The following is a 16,490-nucleotide window of genomic DNA, read 5'->3' as shown; positions in this document are numbered from 1 at the left end:
CTATCGCCTCTGCGCCAATGGGGCGCCCTCCAAGCGAAAGGTGTCATGCCCCGGCTTGACCGGGGCATCCAGTACGCCGCGGCTTCGGCTTAAACACGACGGCCTCTGGAATACTGGATTGCCCGCCTTCGCGGGCAATGACAGGGTCGTGTGGGACGACGGTTGTACCCACAGGAGCAGCCCATTTGCTCACCTCCTCAATCGAACGAACAAATCTCATCCGACCCACGACATTTTCTCATCCCGAGCGTGGTTGCATTTTTTGCGCCGCATCATATGATGATCATAATCTTATTCGTTACCGCACGGAGTTCCGTCATGGCCGAAGCCGCCGATCCCGTCGTCATCGTCTCCGCCGCCCGCACCCCGCTTGGCCGCTTCATGGGCGAGTTGTCGCCGCTCCCCGCGCACAAGCTCGGCTCGCACGTGATCGGCGCTGCGCTGGAGCGCGCCAAGCTTGCCCCCGAGAAGATCGACGAAGTCTTCATGGGCTGCGTGCTGCCGGCCGGACAGGGCCAGGCACCCGCGCGGCAGGCGGCGCGCGCGGCGGGCCTGCCCGATGCCACCGGCGCGACCACGGTGAACAAAGTCTGCGGCTCCGGCATGAAGGCGACCATGCTGGCGCACGACATCATCCGCGCCGGCTCGGCCGAGATCGTCGTCTCCGGCGGCATGGAGAGCATGAGCAACGCGCCCTATCTGCTCGCCAAGGCACGCGGCGGCTATCGCGCCGGCCACGACCGCATCATCGACCACATGATGATGGACGGGCTGGAGGACGCCTACGAGACCGGCCGCTCCATGGGCGATTTCGGCGAGGCCACCGCGGAAGCCTACCAGTTCACCCGCAAGGACCAGGACGCCTATGCGATGGAGACGCTCAGCCGCGCGCGCAAGGCCGTCGACGGCGGCGCGTTCAAGGCCGAGATCGCGCCGATCACCCTGACGGAGAAAGCAGGTCCCCGCGTCATCGCCAATGACGAGCATCCGCTGAAGGTCGATCCCGCGAAGATCCCCGGGTTGAAGCCGGCATTCCGTGCCAACGGCACCATCACGCCGGCGGCCTCCTCTGCCAATGCCGACGGCGCCGCCGCGCTGGTACTGTCCAGACGCTCGCTCGCCGATCGCAGCGGGCTGCCGGTTCTGGCCGAGATCAAGGGCCACGCTACCCACAGCCAGGAGCCGCAATGGTTTACCACTGCGCCGATTCCGGCGATCCGCAAGCTGCTCGACAAGGTCGGCTGGGCTGCCTCCGATGTTGACCTGTTCGAGATCAACGAGGCGTTCGCCGTCGTCGCGATGGCGGCGCAGCGTGATCTCGGCATTCCCCGCGACAAGCTCAACGTCAATGGCGGCGCTTGCGCCCTCGGCCACCCCATCGGCGCGACCGGCGCACGGCTGATCGTGACGCTGCTGCATGCGCTCGAAGCGCAGAACCTCAGGCGCGGAATCGCGGCGCTCTGCATCGGTGGCGGCGAAGCCACGGCGATTGCGGTCGAGCGGCCGGCGCACTGACGCGAAAAGTCCGTAAACGAGGGAACTCTGTCATTTGCGACAGACACGTCCCGTGCCATTCTTCAAACTGACGCAGGCCTGTTGCGGCCTGCTTATCAATACCGAGGCCCAATGATCTCGAACTGGCTCGCGGCTGCGCTTTCCCGCCGCAATATCCATTACGGCTGGGTGATGGTCGGCGTCACCTTCCTCACCGCACTGATCAGCGCCGGAACGGTCGGTGCGCCCGGCGTGTTCATCGTTCCCCTGCAGAAGGAGTTCGGCTGGAGCACGGCGGAGATCTCCTCCGCGCTGTCGATCCGCTTCATCCTGTTCGGGCTGATGGCGCCGTTCGCGGCCGCCCTGCTCAACCGCTACGGCCTGCGCAATGTCACGTTGGCGGCACAGCTCATCGTGGTCTCGGCGCTCGTGCTCTCGCTCGGCATGACCGAGGTCTGGCAGCTCATCGCGCTGTGGGGTGTGGTGATCGGGATCGGCACCGGCATGACAGCGCTGGTGCTCGGTGCGACGATCGCCACGCGCTGGTTCGCCGCACGACGCGGTCTCGTCGTCGGCATCATGACCGCGAGCGTTGCGACGGGCCAGCTAGTGTTCCTGCCGCTGCTGGCAAGCCTCACCGAACGCTATGGCTGGCGTCTCGCGCTTGGTCTGGTCTGCATCATGCTCGTCATCTCGTCGCTGGCGGTGCTGCTTGCGATGCGCGACCGGCCGAGCGATGTCGGGCTGCGCCCGTTCGGCGACGAGGGCACCGCGCCCCTGCCCGCCCCGCCGGTCAGCCACGGGTCGATCACGGGCGTTGCGCTCGGTACCTTGCGTGACGCCTCGAAGTCGGGTGCGTTCTGGATCCTGTTTGCGACCTTCTTCGTCTGCGGTGCCTCGACCAACGGCCTCGTCCAGGTGCACCTGATCCCGATGTGCCTCGATTTCGGCATCCCGCAGGTGCAGGCGGCGAGCCTCTTGGCTGCGATGGGCATCTTCGACTTCTTTGGCACCATCATGTCGGGCTGGCTGTCGGACCGCTACGACAATCGCTGGCTGCTATTCTGGTACTACGGCCTGCGCGGGCTCTCGCTGGTCTTCCTGCCGTTCAGCGATTTCTCGTTCTACGGCCTCTCGGTTTTCGCGATGTTCTACGGGCTCGACTGGATCGCCACGGTGCCGCCGACAGTGCGGCTCACCGCGCATAAATTCGGGCCCGAGCGCGCCAATCTGGTGTTCGGCTGGATCTTTGCCGGCCACCAGCTCGGTGCTGGCGCAGCCGCCTTCGGCGCCGGCTTCTCGCGGACGGTCTATCAGAGCTATCTGCCCGCCTTCTTCATCGCCGGTGCGCTGTGCGTGTTCGCCGCGCTGATCGTGCTGGCGCTGTCGCGGCAACCCAAGGCCGAGCCGAAGCCAGCGATGGCCTAATACCGGATCGTCGTGGTGGTGACGCCGAACACCGCGGCGTCACCGATCCTGGAGATGCATCCATGATCGCACGTTGACGGCTGCAGCCGCAACCATCGGCAGGCTCATCAGATGGTGATTGATCCCGGGCCTTGCCGGTTCTCGAAGTTCCGGTTCGACGTGAAGGCACGGCGCTTGCCGCGGCCGACGACGCGGGCCCGAGCGCCGCACAGAGGGAGCACCCGGACTCGTGCCATTCGAAGCCCGCGCGGCGGAACACCCGGTCGACCCTCTCGGAGAAGCGCGAGATGATCGACAGCGCAACGTCCTTTCCGCTGATTGCCAGATTTCTCAAACAGCGTCCGCGGCATGGGCTACTCGCCCGTGATGCCAAGCGCGCGGACAAGCTCGCCCCGCGCCTTGTAGTCGATGTCGATCTGACGCTTGAAATCGTCCTGGGTGCCACCCGTTGCAACCATGCCCTGCTTGTCGAGCCATCCACGCATCGTCTCGGTCGCGAGGATCGCATTGATCTCCTTGTTGAGGGTCGCGATCACCGGCGCCGGCGTCTGCTTCGGAAGCATCAAGCCGATATAACTGATGATCTTGAAGCCGGGGTACGTCTCGCTGATGGCCGGCACGCCAGGCAACATTGGGTAGCGCTGCTCGGACGTGACGCCGAGCAGCTTGACCTGTCCTGCCGTCGCCAGCGGCTCCACGGCCGTCGGCGCGCCGAAGATCAACGGAATCTGTCCCGCAAGGAGATCGCTGACCGACGCCGCCGTCCCCTTGTAAGGAATGTGGATCATCGTGAACCCGCCGGATTTCTGCAACATCTCGCCGGCGAGGCGATGCGGCGTTGAAGCGCCGGAGCTGCCAAAGCTCAGCGCCTGCGGCTTCTGCTTGCCGAGAGCCACGAGGTCTGCGACGGAACTGGCAGGCAAATCTTTCGCCGCGGCCAGCAACAGAGGCGACCAGGCGACGCTGACGACGGGCTCCATCGCCTTCGAAAGATCGAAATGATTGCTGGACGCAAGATGCGGGTCGATAGTGAGCATCGCATCCGTCACCATCAGCACCGTGTATCCGTCCGGCTCGGCCCGCGCCGCCGCCTGCGCAGCGATCATGCCGTTGGCGCCAGTCTTGTTCTCGATCACGACGGAGACCTTGAAGGTCTCGCCGAGCTGCTTGCCGATGATCCGCGCGAGCGCGTCGGCCTGGCCTCCCGCGGAATAGCCGACCAGAATCGTGATCGTCCGCGCAGGATAGGCTTGCGCCCTCACGGGCCCCGCCACCGCACTCAGCCCAAGCAGCGCGATCGCGCCTGCCGCAATAAGCCCCTTCCATTGAACCAGTTTGCGCGACACCATGGTCCGTTCCCTCCTGTTGCAGATGGTGGCTCCGCCCACTCTTCTTTTCCGTTTTCTATGCAGGCACGTTCGTGGGCGCTCCCAATATGCCGGCGGCATGGAAATCGCCGATCTCACGCGCCGAGTATCCGGCCGCGGCCAGGATCTCATCGCTATGCTCGCCAACGCGAGGCGGCTGACGTTCGAGGCCCGGCCGCTCGCGCGCGTCGCCGAACTCGACCGGAAGCGCCGGAATTCCGACCAGCGGCCCGCCGCCAAACCCGGCGATGGCCGTCGCAAGCAGTCCGCCATTGACGAGCAAATGCGGGTCGACCGACAGTTCATCCGGCCGTCCTACCCGCGAATACGCCACTCGGGCGGCTTCGCATTTGGCAAGAATCTCGTCGAGGGGCAGTCGCGCGATTCGTTGCTCCAGTTCGGGAAGCATCCATTCGCGCGCCTCGCATCGATTGGCGTTGCCGATCAGTCTCGGATCGTCGCGCCAGTCGGCGAAACCGAATGCGTCGCAGAAGCGTTGCCAATGCCCGTCGGAGGTGCATCCGATGAAGATCTGACCGCCATCGGATGCCGAGAAGACGTCGTATACTCCCCAGGCATTCTTCCGGGCCGGCATTGGCGGCATCGGACCGCCGATGACGGCACTGCCGACGACGACTGCACCAAGCATGAAGGTCGCGCTCTCGAACAGCGAACTCGATACCTTCTGTCCGATGCCTGTGACATCGCGCTCGCGCAGCGCAGATAATGCTGCCACCACCCCGAAAACGCCGCCGAGGATGTCGATTACGGGCGCGCCCGCGCGCAACGGCCGGCCGGGCGGTCCCGTCATATAGGCGAGACCGGATTGCATCTGCACCACTTCGTCGAGTGCGCCCCGGTTCTCGTAAGGACCTTTCAGGAAGCCCTTCATCGACAGGTAAACGAGCCGCGGATTGACCTTGCGCAGATCGTCCCAGCCGCACTTCAGCCGCTCGATCGTCCCAGGTCCGAAGTTCTCCAACACGATATCGGCGTCCTTCACCAGCCGATGGACGATGGCCTGTCCCTCCGCCCGCTTCAGATCGATCGCAATCGAGCGCTTGTTGCGGTTGTAGGTCGCGAAGAAACCGGCTGCGAAGCCCGGCAACTGGCGGGTCGGGTCGCCGTTGGCAGGCTCGATCTTCACCACGTCCGCGCCGAGATCGGCGAACAGAACGCCCGCGCAGGGCCCCATGATGGTGTGGCCGAAATCCAGCACCTTCAATCCGGCGAGCGGCTTCGCGGACGTCATGGCCCAACTTTCCTTCGCAATGAGGCGAGCGTGCCCGACCGCAACGCTGCGCTCGGCAGGCGGCGTCCGACGATCCGCTCGGCAAGGCGTCCGGCTTCGATCAGCGCCTCGATGTCGAGGCCTGTGGCGATGCCCATTTCCTCGCACAGCAGCGCCAGCTCCTCGGTGGCGATGTTGCCGGGTGCGCCCGGTTGGCCAGCGAACGGACAGCCGCCCAGCCCGGCCACCGCGGCATCGAAGGCGGTCACGCCGAGCCGCAGCCCCTCATAGGCGCAGGCGATGCCCTGACCGCGGGTGTCATGCAAGTGCAGCGCGATCCGCAGATCCTCCCAGCGATCGCGTACGGCGCCGACGGCGGCGGCGACCCGCCGCGGCGTGGCCCAACCCATCGAATCCGCAAGCGAAACCTCGCGCACCTCGATGCCGGCTTCGCGCGCGATCGAGAGTCCGTCAGACACGGTCTCGACCACCTTCGCCGCAGGCACGTCCCCGCCGAAATTGCAGCCGAACGCGGCCATGACGATGATCTTGGCAATTGGAACACCCGCCTGCCAGTGCAGGCGCGCATAGTTCTGCATGGCCTCGATCTGCCCGGCGCGGTCACGATTGAGATTACGAAGTGCGAACGGTTCGGAGGCGCTCAGCGAGATGAACCCAGCAAGCGTGAGCTTTCCCCTGAACGCCAAGGCGCGCTGCAATCCGCTGTCGTTGAACCAGAGCGCCGTGTAGGAGACGCCCACGCGCGGAGCGAAGCCCGCGACGACCAGCTCGGCGTCGGCCCAGCCCGGCACGTGCTTGGGATTGACGAAGGACGCAACCTGGATCTGCGAAAGACCGGTCACCGACAAAGCATCGATCAAGGCGATCTTGTCCGCGGTCGTGATCGGCCCAGGCTCGATCTGAAAGCCCTCGCGCGGTCCCTCCTCAGTGATGACGATCCTGCTCGGCAAGTCCATGCCGCGACACTCCCGACGCCGCTCTTGTAGGCTCTTTGCAGGAGCTTGCCGATGGCAATGACATCTGACAAATATAATATGAAGATCATTGTGATCTGATAATTAGATCGACAGGGAGCAGGCGCGATGGCGCTCGGATTGCGACAGATCAGATACTTCATCGCGATTGCCGACGCGGGCGTGCTGTCGCGGGCCGCCGAGACCCTCAACATCGCGCAGTCCGCGCTCAGCCACCACGTTGCGGCTCTCGAAGCCGACCTCGGCGTAAAGCTGCTGGAACGGCGGCCGCGCGGCGTCGCCTTGACCGCGGCGGGTCGCCGTCTCTACGAGCACGGCAGCGCGTTGCTCGCGAGCCTCGGCAAGGCCGAGGAGGACGTGCGGACCTATAACGAGGCAGCAACGGGACCGGTGAGCCTCGGCCTCAGCCACACTGCGATCTCCATGGTCGCACTCGATCTCATGAAGGCGGTCCGCAAGCACTCCCCCGCGGTGCACCTGACGGTCGTCGAAGCGCTGTCACCGGCGCTGATCGAGCGCGTCTTCTCTGGCACGATCGATCTCGCGCTGGCGTATAATCCGCCGCGCGATGCCCGCCTGGACGTGGCGTGGCTGCACGAGGAAGACCTTTACCTCGTGGGACGTCCGAGCCTGATCGGCCGATCCAGCAGTCCGATCGCCTTTTCCGCCATTCCACGGAATAGCGTGCTCGGACTGACGCCCCTGCCGGCATCGCGCGCCATCATCCAGACTCAGGTTCTCCGTAATCAGATTGTCCCGAGCGAAACGCTCGAGGTCGATTCTCTTTCGGCGCTGCGAATGGCGCTCGAAGCCGGCCTGGGATGCGCAATCCTCTCCCGCGCGACGGTTCTTGCAGACATCGCGGCGGAGAAATATCACGCGCGCCGCATCGTCGATCCCCCTCTCTCGCGTTCGCTTGCGCTGGTGGCTCTCGCAGACCGGCCGCAAACCAAGGCGTTCCTCGAGGTACGAAAGACCGTGACGGAAGTGGTCCGCGCGGCCGTCGACGAACGACGATGGCCCGCGAAAAAGATCGAACGACACAAGAGACGCTCCGGCGCGGCGGCCTGATCGTCATTGCTTCCTCTGCGGCTCGGATTGGCAGCCGCCGCACCGGTCCACAAGTTCAGGCGATTTTGCCGTTAGACTCCAAGCTCCAAACGTGAACAATGGTCCGACGCACGTCACGTGCGCAGTACACGCCAAGATGTACCCAGGGGAAAACAAATGCCTGCTCCGTCCTCCGACCCGATCATTCCGACCACACCCTTGAGCGCCGAGATGCGCGACGCGCTGCGTGCGATCGTGGGCGAGAAAGGCCTGATTGAGGACGAGCACGGCAAGCAGCCGTTCGTGACGGATTGGCGGGGACTGCTGGTCGGCGGTGCCGGAGCCGTCGTTCGTCCCGGCAGCACCGAGGAAGTATCGAGAGTGGTCCGGCTCTGTCATGAGCACGGCGTTGCCATCGTGCCGCAGGGCGGCAACACCGGACTGATGGGAGGCGCGACGCCCTGGCCGGCGCACACCGGCATCGTGCTGTCGCTGGGCCGCATGAACCGGGTGCTGAATGTCGATCCCGTCGGCTATTCGATGACGGTCGAGGCCGGCTGTGTGCTGCAGACGCTCCAGGAGACGGCGGCGGGGCACGACAGGTTCCTGCCGCTCAGCCTCGGCGCCCAGGGCTCCTGCATGATCGGCGGCAATCTGTCGACCAACGCCGGCGGCGTGCAGGTGCTGCGTTATGGCAATGCCCGCAATCTCGTGCTGGGGCTCGAGGTCGTCCTGCCCAATGGCGATGTCTGGGATGGATTGCGCGCCCTCAAGAAGGACAATACCGGCTACGACCTCAAGCACCTGTTCATGGGCGCCGAGGGCACGCTCGGCATCATCACCAAGGCGGTGCTCAAGCTGTGGCCGGCACCGAAGGATGTCAGCACCGCGTGGCTGGCGATCCGCGATCCGCGTGCGGCTCTGGAGATCCTGTCCGAGGCGCACGCGGCATCCGAAGACAATGTTAGCTCCTGCGAGCTGATGAGCCGCGCCGCCATCGACATGGTGCTGCGCCACATTCCCGGCACGCAGGATCCGCTGAAGGCGGACACGCCGTGGTATCTCCTGCTTGAATGGTCGTCCGTGCGCCCACGCCGGGACGGGGCCGAGGGCATGTCCGAGAAGCTGGAGCAGTTCCTTGCCGATCAGCTCGAGGCCGGCCGCGTGCTCGATGCCGCGATCGCGCAAACGGTCAGCCAGTCCCGCAACATGTGGCGCATCCGCGAGGGTGTCGCCGAGGCTTCCCGGGCCGAGGGGCCGGGACTGAGCTACGATGTCTCGGTGGCAATCTCCAAAATACCTGTCTTCATCGACAAGGGGCTTGCGGCCGTGCTCGATATTCTCCCGACCATCCGCCCCTACCCCCTTGGACACATCGGCGACGGCAATCTGCACTTCTCGTTCATGGGGCCGGTGGGCATGGATCAGCAGACCCTGACCCAGTACAAGGGCGCCATCACGCGGGCCGTGAACGACCTCATCACGTCCATGGGCGGCTCGATCTCGGCGGAGCACGGCATCGGCATCGACAAGCTCGACGAGCTCGGCCACTACCGCTCCAAGACCGAGCTCGACATCATGCGCACCATCAAGCGCGCGCTCGATCCGCAGAACATCATGAATCCCGGCAAGGTGCTGCGGCTGTGACCTGGGATCAACAGGTCTTCTGCTGCAAATGCTGGACGCAGGTGCAGGTGGAGGTCGCCGGATACTTTACGTCGTAATAGGGAAAGCTCGAGGTGGCCGGTCCGTTCGTCGAGCAGCGCGGGAATAGATAGTAGCTGTCCGACAGCTTTACGGTCCCGGCGATGGTGAAGCCCAGATTTGGCGTATAGTCGTAGGACACCTCGCTCAGAACCAGCGAGATATTGGCGTTGCTGGTGCCACTCGGCCCGGTGAAGTTCGACAAGGTCATCTGCTGACCGACGGCTCGCGCCCCCGTGGAGCTTGTGGATTTGCTCCATTGCACGGTTGCTTTGCCGCTGCTGTCGGTCGACACGCCCGAGACCGTGATCGTCATCAAGGAGGTGCTACCCTTTTTGATTGGATAGGGAGCCATGATGGCGCTCGACGCCGCGAGAATGCCTTCCATCTGAGACGTGGTGACAGCCGTGTTCTGCGTGATCATGTCGGCGACGCTGTGCGCGGTTGAGCTGACCTTGACGTTCATGGCAAGGCCGTTGCCGAGCTCGACGCCACCGACATAGAGCACCAGCATGAACGGCACCACCATGGCGAACTCCGTCGCTGCGACGGCGCGGTTATCGGCGAACAGGTGCCGGGCGCGAGACGATAGGGCGGACATCATCATGATGGCTCGTTCTGGAACGCGGCGGTCGACATGATCAGCCGATTGCCATTGCTGAGGTTCGAGAGGTTGAAACCGAGCGGCCCGAGGACGACCGGCCACTCATACATGACGCGGAGCACAACGATATCGCCGCGGTCGCCGTAGTTGTACTGCCAGGTATTGCTGACCTTGCCCGAGCCGTCGTAAGTCAGGCTGGGCATTCCCGTGTTCGCCGAGGTCCACGAAGTCGCGACCTGCATATCGACCATCAAGCCGTTGCAATTGAACAGGATCACAATCTGGTCGCAAACCTTCTGCTTGAAAACCGCCTGGCTCATCTGCGCAGATCGAACCTGCCCTGTCATGACGAGGCGGCCCGACTGGCGCACGACGGACTCGAGCATCTGCTGGGCAAAGAAGACCAGGAACGTCTGGATCAGCGCGATGATGAGCGCGAGGAACGGCGCAGCGACCAGCGCGAACTCCACGGCCGTCGCGCCCCTGCTGTCTCGCGCAAAGGCGGCACAGCGGTCGCGGCGTCTCTTGGTCGTTGCGGCGTGGCCGATCATGACGCGTGTTCTCTACTTCACAAGGCTGGCCGTGCTGGATGCGACCTTGAGGAACAGGTCCGTCAGTGCCGCGGAGATGTCGTCACCGGTCTTGACGCTCTTGTACAAACCCGGCGAAGCACATGATTGCAGCCGTTGCGCGATCTGGCCCGTGGATGAGGACGGATTGTTGAACTGCGCGATACGGCTGTTGTACCAACCATCCGTCGGCAACTGCAGGTACTCAGTGTAGAGCACCGCGATGCGAATGCCCCGGTTCTTGATCGTCGTGCAGGCCGCCGTATTGAGCGGCTGCTGGCATCGCACTTGCGTGCTGCCGACCGTCGGAAGCGGATAGGTGGCGTTCGGATCGCAGCTTGCCGACTTCAGGATCAGCTTGTCTTCGACACCGTCGGTGACGAGGAACACCACCTCCTGCGGCGTGTCGCCGGACTGATTGGTACCGCCGCCCGGCGCGGGCATGATGTTGTTCACGCTCGTCAGCCCGCCGGCAATGTCCGAGCCGTAGTCGGTAGAACATTGGTTGATGATGACGCAATTCTGGTGATCGACCGGCATGAGCTTAATGTTGCTGATCTGCGTGCCCGCGGTCGTCGGTGTGGTCAGCGTCTGGACCGTGTTCAACTTGTAATCGAAAGTGTAGATAGCAGCCTTGTACGTCGTGTTGTTGAGCGCGGCCATGCATTGCATGACACCGCCCGAAACACCCGACTGGGGACACGTCCAGGGCCCCACGATCAACTGCTTGACGGCATTGGTCACGAGATCGATGCGCAGCGTGATGTTGTTGGCGCGCGCGACGGTGAGATTGTCCTTGTTCGATGAGCTCGGGTTCTGGTTGTTGGGATGAATCTCATGGCAGGCGAACGCACAGTTCCTCGCGTAAGCCGGCTGACTGCTCGTCGCCGTAATCATCTTGTCGATGTCGCCCTGCGTTGCCCCAAGCGCCATCGACGGAGACACGTCCAGCAGCAAATAGAAGTTCATGTTGGGCGCGCTGGACGCCTGCGCCGTGGCGGAACCGTTGACCTGCCAGGTCTGCTTGCCGAGAACGCCGGGAAAATTGTTGATGGACTGTGCGGTGTAGGCAACCGTGATGGTCCGTGCGAGACCGGAATCCGTGATCGTGACCGTGGGCGTCGGCACCGACGACAAGCCGGGAAGGTTCGCCTTCGCAGCGAACACGGCTTCCGCGGTCGCCCTGACGGCGGCCGCGTCGGTCTGCGTCAGCATCGAGGGTCGCACGGCTGCGATCGCGGCTGCGTCAGCGGCGGCGTCCAATTGCTCGCGCTTGCGCAAGGCAAGCGTGTAGTCGAGCGTCATGCCCAGAAGAAAGATGATCGGCACCATCATGAGCGCGAAGATAATGGCGACGTTGGCCTTCCGATCTCTCGCGAAATGGCGCACTACGCGGCGGAGCATGACCTTCATCCTGATTGCCGGCTTTGCGGCAAAAACACTTCCTGAAATCTCAAGACACGACGGGGGCGCAGCTATCCTGCTGCCGATCCTCCGCGTATCGCCGACCGAAATATGGGTGTGGCCTTCTTAATCAACGCTTACGGCAACCCGACAAACATGGACTGCAGCGGGGCGCGATCTATCGCATTGAGAAGGCATCATTAACGTCGCCTAAAGGCGATCATAGAGACTGCGGCAAGGCCGAACCGGCCACAGGCCAAGCTGCCGGCAGCCTGTCCTGACTTAGGACATCCTGGCTTGAACGGCGGTGGGATCGGAGCTGCACCGGCGAACCGGCCGCTGATCACCCAGGACCGCTTGCCCTTCACTGCATCGCAGCAGCGACCTTTTCCGCCGACATCAGGACCGGGAAGTTGGTGTTGGCGCACGGCACCACCGGGAAGATCGAGGCGTCGACGACGCGCAGGCCCTGCACGCCCTTGACCCGACCCTGGTTGTCGACCACGGCCATCGGGTCGTCGGCCCGGCCCATGCGGCACGAGCACGAGGCGTGCCACACGCCGATGGTCGCCTTGCGCACGAAGGCCTCCAGCGCCTCGTCGTCGTTCATCACCTGATCGAAGGTGAAGCCTTCGACCACGAAATTGTCGATCATATAGTGACGCAGCACTGCCGGTCCGTCCATCAACGTTGCGGCAATCTTGGTCAGGATCTTGTTCCTGGTGTTGACCACGCCGATCTTGCGGACCTTGTCGGTATAGGCCGCCGGGAATGGCTTGTCCGTCACCTTCTTCACGATGTCGCTCATTTGAATGGCCGCCATCTTGCGGAAGCCGCTCATCAGGCGATCGAGGTCGCGCCGGTCGGACAGCAGGTTGAACTCGACGATCGGCTCTGCTGACGGATCGCGCGAAGCAAGCTTGACCTGTCCGGTTTCGGAATAGGTCTTGTTGACGAAGGTCAAGAGCGAGCCGATCTGCTCGCCGACCGCATGCCAGGCCGACTTAGAGAGCAGCACGACGAACATGTCACCCTTCGGCACACCCGCAAGGCCCGACGAGTAGCGAAGGCCGAGCTGCATGTGGCGCCTGGTGTGCGCGTTCATGCGCGCGCCGCGGCGAACGAACGACGACAGCGAGATCGAGGGATGATCCATCAGGCGCTGGCCGACACCTTGCAGCCCCATCCGCACGGGAATGCCGAGATCCTTGAGATGGCCGACCGGCCCGATCCCGGCGCGCAAGAGATGCGCCGGGGAGTGGATCGCGCCGCTGGAGAGAATGATCTCGCGTCCGCGGAATTCCTGCTCGCGCCCGTCGACCATCGCCTTCACGCCGACGCATTGCGTGCCCTCGAACAGCAACTCGCGGACTTGGGTGTTGGTGGAGATCGTGAGGTTGGCGCGCTTGCGGGTGTCGCGATCGAGATAGCCCATCGCGGCCGAGACGCGCTGTTCGGCCTGGTTGGAATGCGTCACCGGGAAATAGCCGTCGATGAACTCGCCGTTCTGGTCGGGCACGAATTGATGGCCGGCCTGCTCGAAGGCTTGCGCGAACGCCTCCGAATGCCGCGTCCAGTGCTCCCGCGGGATGCGGCGGACCGGGATCCGGCCGTCCTTGCCGTGATACGGCCCGTCGAAATCGAGATCGCGCTCGACCTTCTTGAAGAAGGGCAGCACGTCGGCCCACGACCAGCCCTCGGCGCCGCGCGCCTGCCATTCGTCGTAATCGGTCGGCGCGCCGCGATTGGCCATCTGGCCGTTGATGGAGGAGCCGCCGCCGAGCACCCGCGCCTGCTCGTATTTGCGCAAAGGCGGACGGCCTTCATTCGGATTGTTGTGGCTGACGATCTGGGTGGTGACCTTGAGCTCGGTCCAGTGGAAGCGCGGATCGAAATAGGCCGTGCCCGGATAGCTGTCCCTGATCTCGGCCGGCTCGTTGCCGGGTGGCGTGTCCTGTCCGGCTTCGCACAGCAGGACCTTGTTGGCGCTCTTTGCGGAGAGCCGGTGGGCCAGCACGGAGCCCGCCGAGCCGCCGCCCACGATGATGAAGTCAAACACGATTGGCGCGTCCTCTTGTTCTAATTGGGGGAACGTAGCGCGTACTTGTTTCGCGGTCACGCCATCGCGGCCGCGAAGATCGTCGCAGCCGCGATGATGGCTGAACATCACGGCCTGATCGAAAAATTCTCCGGCGGGCCGGCCTTGCGCAGCGGCTCGGCGAGGCGCGCGAACTCGCACAACAGCGACCGCGTCTTCCTGGGGTCGATGATCTCCTCGACCCAGAATTTCTCGGCCGAGCGGAACGGCGAGCGCAGCTTGTTGAGGCGATCCTCGATCTCCCTGAGCTTGCCCGCCTTGTCCTCGGCCGCGTCGATGTCGGCGCGGTAGGCAGCTTCAATGCCGCCTTCCAGCGGCAACGAGCCCCAATAGGCGGACGGCCAAGCGTAGCGTATCGAGAAGCGGTCGGCCGGCTGATGCACGACGCCGGCGACGCCGAAAGCGTTTCGCAGGATCACTGTGCACCAGGGCACGGTGGTCTGGTTCACCGCGGCCATGGCACGGACGCCGTGGCGGATGGTGGCGGCTTTCTCCGCATCGAGGCCGATCATGAAGCCGGGGCAATCCATGAGATAGACGACCGGCAGATGGAAGGTCTCGGCGAAATCGACCCAGCGCACCACCTTCTGGCACGCATCCGCCGTCCAGGAGCCGCCGTAGTGGAAGCTGTCGCTGGCGAGCACCAGCACCGCCCTGCCCTCGAGCCGGGCGAGACCGACAATGATCGGCTTGCCGAAATTCTTGGCGACCTCGAAGAACGAGCCCTTGTCGACGACGGCCTCGATGATGGGCCGCATCTTGTAGACCTGCTTGCGGTTGCGCGGCACCGCGCTCAACAGCGCTTCTTCACCACGCTCCGGATCGTCCCTGCACGGCAGGGTCGGCGGCAGCTCATAGACCGAGGACGGCAGATACGACAGGAATCGCCGCGCGCAGGCGAACGCCTCTTCTTCGGTGTCGACGGCATGATCGACCGCGCCGGCGCGGGTCTGGATGTCGGCACCGCCGAGTTCTTCCTTCGAAAGGTCCTGCCCCAGCGCCTTCACCACCGGAGGCCCTGCGACGAACATCGCGGACTTCCTCGTCATGATGGAATAATGGCTGGCAGCCAGCCGCGCGGCCCCCAGGCCCGCCACCGAGCCGAGGCCGAGTGCTACGACCGGCACGCGCGACAAATTCTCCGTCGTGAAGCGATACCAGCGCGTGCCGCCGATTCCGCCGGGCAGATTCGCCGCCCCCTTGGTCTCGATGGTCTTGACCGAACCGCCGCCACCGGAGCCTTCGATGATGCGGACGATGGGCAGGCGGAAGTCGTGCGCCATCTCCTCCGCCATCAGCGGCTTTGCGGAAATGGACGCATCGGCCGAGCCGCCGCGCACGGTGAAATCATCGCCGACCACGACAATCGTGCGGCTGTCGACGCGCGCCCGGCCGAACACGCAGTTGGCCGGTGTCAGCTTCTTCAGCTCGCCGCTGGAATCGTACTCGCCGATGCCGGAGACGGCACCGATCTCGTGAAAGCTTCCCTTGTCGATCAGTCCGTCGATGCGCTCCCGAACAGTCAGCCGGCCCTGGTCATGCTGTCGCTTGACCTTTTCAACGCCGCCCATCTCCCGCGCGAAGGCTTCGCGCCGGGCGAGCTCGTCGAGTTCCGGCTTCCAGTTCATTCACTCCCTCCGAATTGATCGGCTTGTTATTGTTGTGCACGGCCATTGCGACCGGCTTACGCGAGATACGGTTGTTGAAGACGTCGCCTTCGGCGCCTTCCATCAGACTGCCGAGCGAGCGGCCGAGCGTGAGCATCAGGGGCGCGACTTCGTCGTGCAGGCGCTGCTCGTCATACATCGCCGAGAGCAGGCCGATCGTGATGACCACGAAGGTCTGATATTGCGGCGACCAGATCGGCACCGCGAGCCCGTTGATATGCGGGCTCCACAAGCCGCAGGCCACGACATAGCCGCGCTCGCGCAGCGACTGCCGATTGGCCTCGATGCGGGGCTTGAGAATCTTCGCAGCCTCGGGGGCTTCCCTCTCCATGTCGGCGATGAAGGCATCGCCGATCTCAGGCGCCAGTGCTGCGGTGTAGGCCGCGCCTGCCGCGGTCGAGGCCATCGAGATGCGGCTGCCAGTGCCCTCGTGCAGGCCGAGCGCGCTCGCCGAGCGCGCAAACTGGAGATAGACGAGATGGAAACGATCGGGCACGACGAAGCCCACCGTGCCGGGAAGCTGCTCGGCGACCTCCTGCAACCGCTGGCGGATCATGCTGCGCAGCTGCGCGCCCTTCATCATCGAGGCGCTCATCGCCACCGCGCTCGGGCCGATTCGATATTTTTGATCGCGCGGCAGATAGACGAGCTGACCCATGCGGGTCAGCGTGTGCGTGAGCCGCGACACCGTCGAGCGCGGCAGACCGCAGCGATTTGAGATCTCGAGATTGCCGAGTCGCGCCTCGTGGCCCTCGAAGCATCGCAACACGTCGAACGCGCGCGACACCACCTGGATGACATCACCTTCACCGGCGTCGCCAGCGAGCGCGCCTTGCCTACTCAACCGCTCCGATCGTCGTCCCATGTTCCCCACCGCTT

At 64.3% G+C, this 16,490-nt stretch carries 14 protein-coding genes; 5 read left to right on the top strand and 9 right to left on the bottom strand.

Annotation, left to right across the window (positions count from 1 at the left end):
• Positions 1-318: 318 nt before the first annotated feature.
• Positions 319-1,515 (top strand): acetyl-CoA C-acyltransferase, encoded by a 1,197-nt coding sequence (locus LPJ38_RS21860; protein WP_145641130.1) that lies wholly within the window; start codon positions 319-321, stop codon positions 1,513-1,515.
• 111 nt (positions 1,516-1,626) lie between these two features.
• Entirely contained in the window at positions 1,627-2,922 is a 1,296-nt protein-coding gene (locus tag LPJ38_RS21855; RefSeq protein WP_145641133.1) for an MFS transporter, read from the top strand.
• A gap of 353 nt (positions 2,923-3,275) precedes the next feature.
• On the opposite strand, the gene LPJ38_RS21850 is transcribed toward LPJ38_RS21855, so the two are convergent.
• The 3 genes from LPJ38_RS21850 to LPJ38_RS21840 are packed head-to-tail and all read right to left on the bottom strand — an operon-like array spanning position 3,276 to position 6,497.
• The gene (locus LPJ38_RS21850) at positions 3,276-4,271 is read right to left on the bottom strand and encodes a Bug family tripartite tricarboxylate transporter substrate binding protein (protein WP_158644801.1); all 996 of its coding nucleotides are present in this window, start codon (positions 4,269-4,271) and stop codon (positions 3,276-3,278) included.
• Between the two features lie 55 nt (positions 4,272-4,326).
• Positions 4,327-5,541, bottom strand: a complete 1,215-nt coding sequence (locus LPJ38_RS21845) for a CaiB/BaiF CoA transferase family protein (RefSeq protein ID WP_145641137.1) — start codon at positions 5,539-5,541, stop codon at positions 4,327-4,329.
• Positions 5,538-6,497 (bottom strand): hydroxymethylglutaryl-CoA lyase, encoded by a 960-nt coding sequence (locus LPJ38_RS21840; RefSeq protein WP_145641139.1) that lies wholly within the window; start codon positions 6,495-6,497, stop codon positions 5,538-5,540. Before LPJ38_RS21840 ends, LPJ38_RS21845 begins: the two co-directional genes overlap by 4 nt.
• Positions 6,498-6,623: 126 nt before the next feature.
• Here LPJ38_RS21840 and LPJ38_RS21835 point away from each other — a divergent pair, with 126 nt between their 5' ends.
• Together LPJ38_RS21835 and LPJ38_RS21830 are read left to right on the top strand one after the other, a co-directional pair.
• Positions 6,624-7,586 carry a LysR family transcriptional regulator gene (locus LPJ38_RS21835; RefSeq protein ID WP_145641141.1) on the top strand — a complete coding sequence of 321 codons (963 nt, stop codon included), beginning with the start codon at positions 6,624-6,626 and terminating at the stop codon, positions 7,584-7,586.
• Positions 7,587-7,742: 156 nt separating this feature from the next.
• The gene (locus LPJ38_RS21830; protein WP_145641143.1) at positions 7,743-9,212 is read left to right on the top strand and encodes an FAD-binding oxidoreductase; all 1,470 of its coding nucleotides are present in this window, start codon (positions 7,743-7,745) and stop codon (positions 9,210-9,212) included.
• Between the two features lie 7 nt (positions 9,213-9,219).
• Here LPJ38_RS21830 and LPJ38_RS21825 read toward each other — a convergent pair whose 3' ends face one another.
• From LPJ38_RS21825 to LPJ38_RS21815, 3 genes are read right to left on the bottom strand one after another with little or no spacing between them, the layout of a single operon-like run.
• Complete coding sequence (locus tag LPJ38_RS21825; protein ID WP_145641179.1) at positions 9,220-9,873, bottom strand: TadE/TadG family type IV pilus assembly protein; 654 nt, start codon at positions 9,871-9,873, stop codon at positions 9,220-9,222.
• A complete protein-coding gene (locus LPJ38_RS21820) occupies positions 9,873-10,424 on the bottom strand; it encodes a TadE/TadG family type IV pilus assembly protein (RefSeq protein ID WP_061848484.1) in 552 nt (183 codons plus the stop codon). The genes LPJ38_RS21825 and LPJ38_RS21820 overlap by 1 nt, the downstream gene beginning before the upstream one ends.
• Before the next feature lie 12 nt (positions 10,425-10,436).
• Entirely contained in the window at positions 10,437-11,846 is a 1,410-nt protein-coding gene (locus tag LPJ38_RS21815; RefSeq protein WP_145641145.1) for a TadE/TadG family type IV pilus assembly protein, read from the bottom strand.
• Between LPJ38_RS21815 and LPJ38_RS37970 the strand changes: the two genes are divergently transcribed.
• The gene (locus LPJ38_RS37970) at positions 11,845-11,976 is read left to right on the top strand and encodes a hypothetical protein (protein WP_283811495.1); all 132 of its coding nucleotides are present in this window, start codon (positions 11,845-11,847) and stop codon (positions 11,974-11,976) included. The two genes, LPJ38_RS21815 and LPJ38_RS37970, sit on opposite strands and share 2 nt — an antisense overlap.
• 234 nt (positions 11,977-12,210) lie before the next feature.
• Here LPJ38_RS37970 and LPJ38_RS21810 read toward each other — a convergent pair whose 3' ends face one another.
• From LPJ38_RS21810 to LPJ38_RS21800, 3 genes are all read right to left on the bottom strand, one after another.
• The gene (locus LPJ38_RS21810) at positions 12,211-13,905 is read right to left on the bottom strand and encodes a GMC family oxidoreductase (protein WP_145641147.1); all 1,695 of its coding nucleotides are present in this window, start codon (positions 13,903-13,905) and stop codon (positions 12,211-12,213) included.
• 107 nt (positions 13,906-14,012) lie between these two features.
• Positions 14,013-15,572: an acyl-CoA carboxylase subunit beta gene (locus tag LPJ38_RS21805; RefSeq protein WP_145641150.1), complete on the bottom strand. Its 1,560-nt coding sequence runs from the start codon at positions 15,570-15,572 to the stop codon at positions 14,013-14,015.
• Positions 15,502-16,476, bottom strand: a complete 975-nt coding sequence (locus tag LPJ38_RS21800) for an IclR family transcriptional regulator (protein ID WP_145641152.1) — start codon at positions 16,474-16,476, stop codon at positions 15,502-15,504. Before LPJ38_RS21800 ends, LPJ38_RS21805 begins: the two co-directional genes overlap by 71 nt.
• Positions 16,477-16,490 lie beyond the last annotated feature (14 nt).

Source organism: Bradyrhizobium daqingense (assembly GCF_021044685.1).
GTDB lineage: Bacteria > Pseudomonadota > Alphaproteobacteria > Rhizobiales > Xanthobacteraceae > Bradyrhizobium > Bradyrhizobium daqingense.
This window is presented reverse-complemented; position numbering and strand designations above follow the sequence as displayed.

Coding starts and splice junctions, on each gene's coding strand:
- LPJ38_RS21835 (WP_145641141.1), top strand. CDS start 6,624: ATGGCGCTCGGATTGCGACAGATCAGATACTTCATCGCGATTGCCGAC.
- LPJ38_RS21845 (WP_145641137.1), bottom strand. CDS start 5,541: ATGACGTCCGCGAAGCCGCTCGCCGGATTGAAGGTGCTGGATTTCGGC.
- LPJ38_RS21825 (WP_145641179.1), bottom strand. CDS start 9,873: ATGATGTCCGCCCTATCGTCTCGCGCCCGGCACCTGTTCGCCGATAAC.
- LPJ38_RS21820 (WP_061848484.1), bottom strand. CDS start 10,424: ATGATCGGCCACGCCGCAACGACCAAGAGACGCCGCGACCGCTGTGCC.
- LPJ38_RS21855 (WP_145641133.1), top strand. CDS start 1,627: ATGATCTCGAACTGGCTCGCGGCTGCGCTTTCCCGCCGCAATATCCAT.
- LPJ38_RS21805 (WP_145641150.1), bottom strand. CDS start 15,572: ATGAACTGGAAGCCGGAACTCGACGAGCTCGCCCGGCGCGAAGCCTTC.
- LPJ38_RS21860 (WP_145641130.1), top strand. CDS start 319: ATGGCCGAAGCCGCCGATCCCGTCGTCATCGTCTCCGCCGCCCGCACC.
- LPJ38_RS21840 (WP_145641139.1), bottom strand. CDS start 6,497: ATGGACTTGCCGAGCAGGATCGTCATCACTGAGGAGGGACCGCGCGAG.
- LPJ38_RS21800 (WP_145641152.1), bottom strand. CDS start 16,476: ATGGGACGACGATCGGAGCGGTTGAGTAGGCAAGGCGCGCTCGCTGGC.
- LPJ38_RS37970 (WP_283811495.1), top strand. CDS start 11,845: ATGACCTTCATCCTGATTGCCGGCTTTGCGGCAAAAACACTTCCTGAA.
- LPJ38_RS21815 (WP_145641145.1), bottom strand. CDS start 11,846: ATGCTCCGCCGCGTAGTGCGCCATTTCGCGAGAGATCGGAAGGCCAAC.
- LPJ38_RS21830 (WP_145641143.1), top strand. CDS start 7,743: ATGCCTGCTCCGTCCTCCGACCCGATCATTCCGACCACACCCTTGAGC.
- LPJ38_RS21850 (WP_158644801.1), bottom strand. CDS start 4,271: ATGGTGTCGCGCAAACTGGTTCAATGGAAGGGGCTTATTGCGGCAGGC.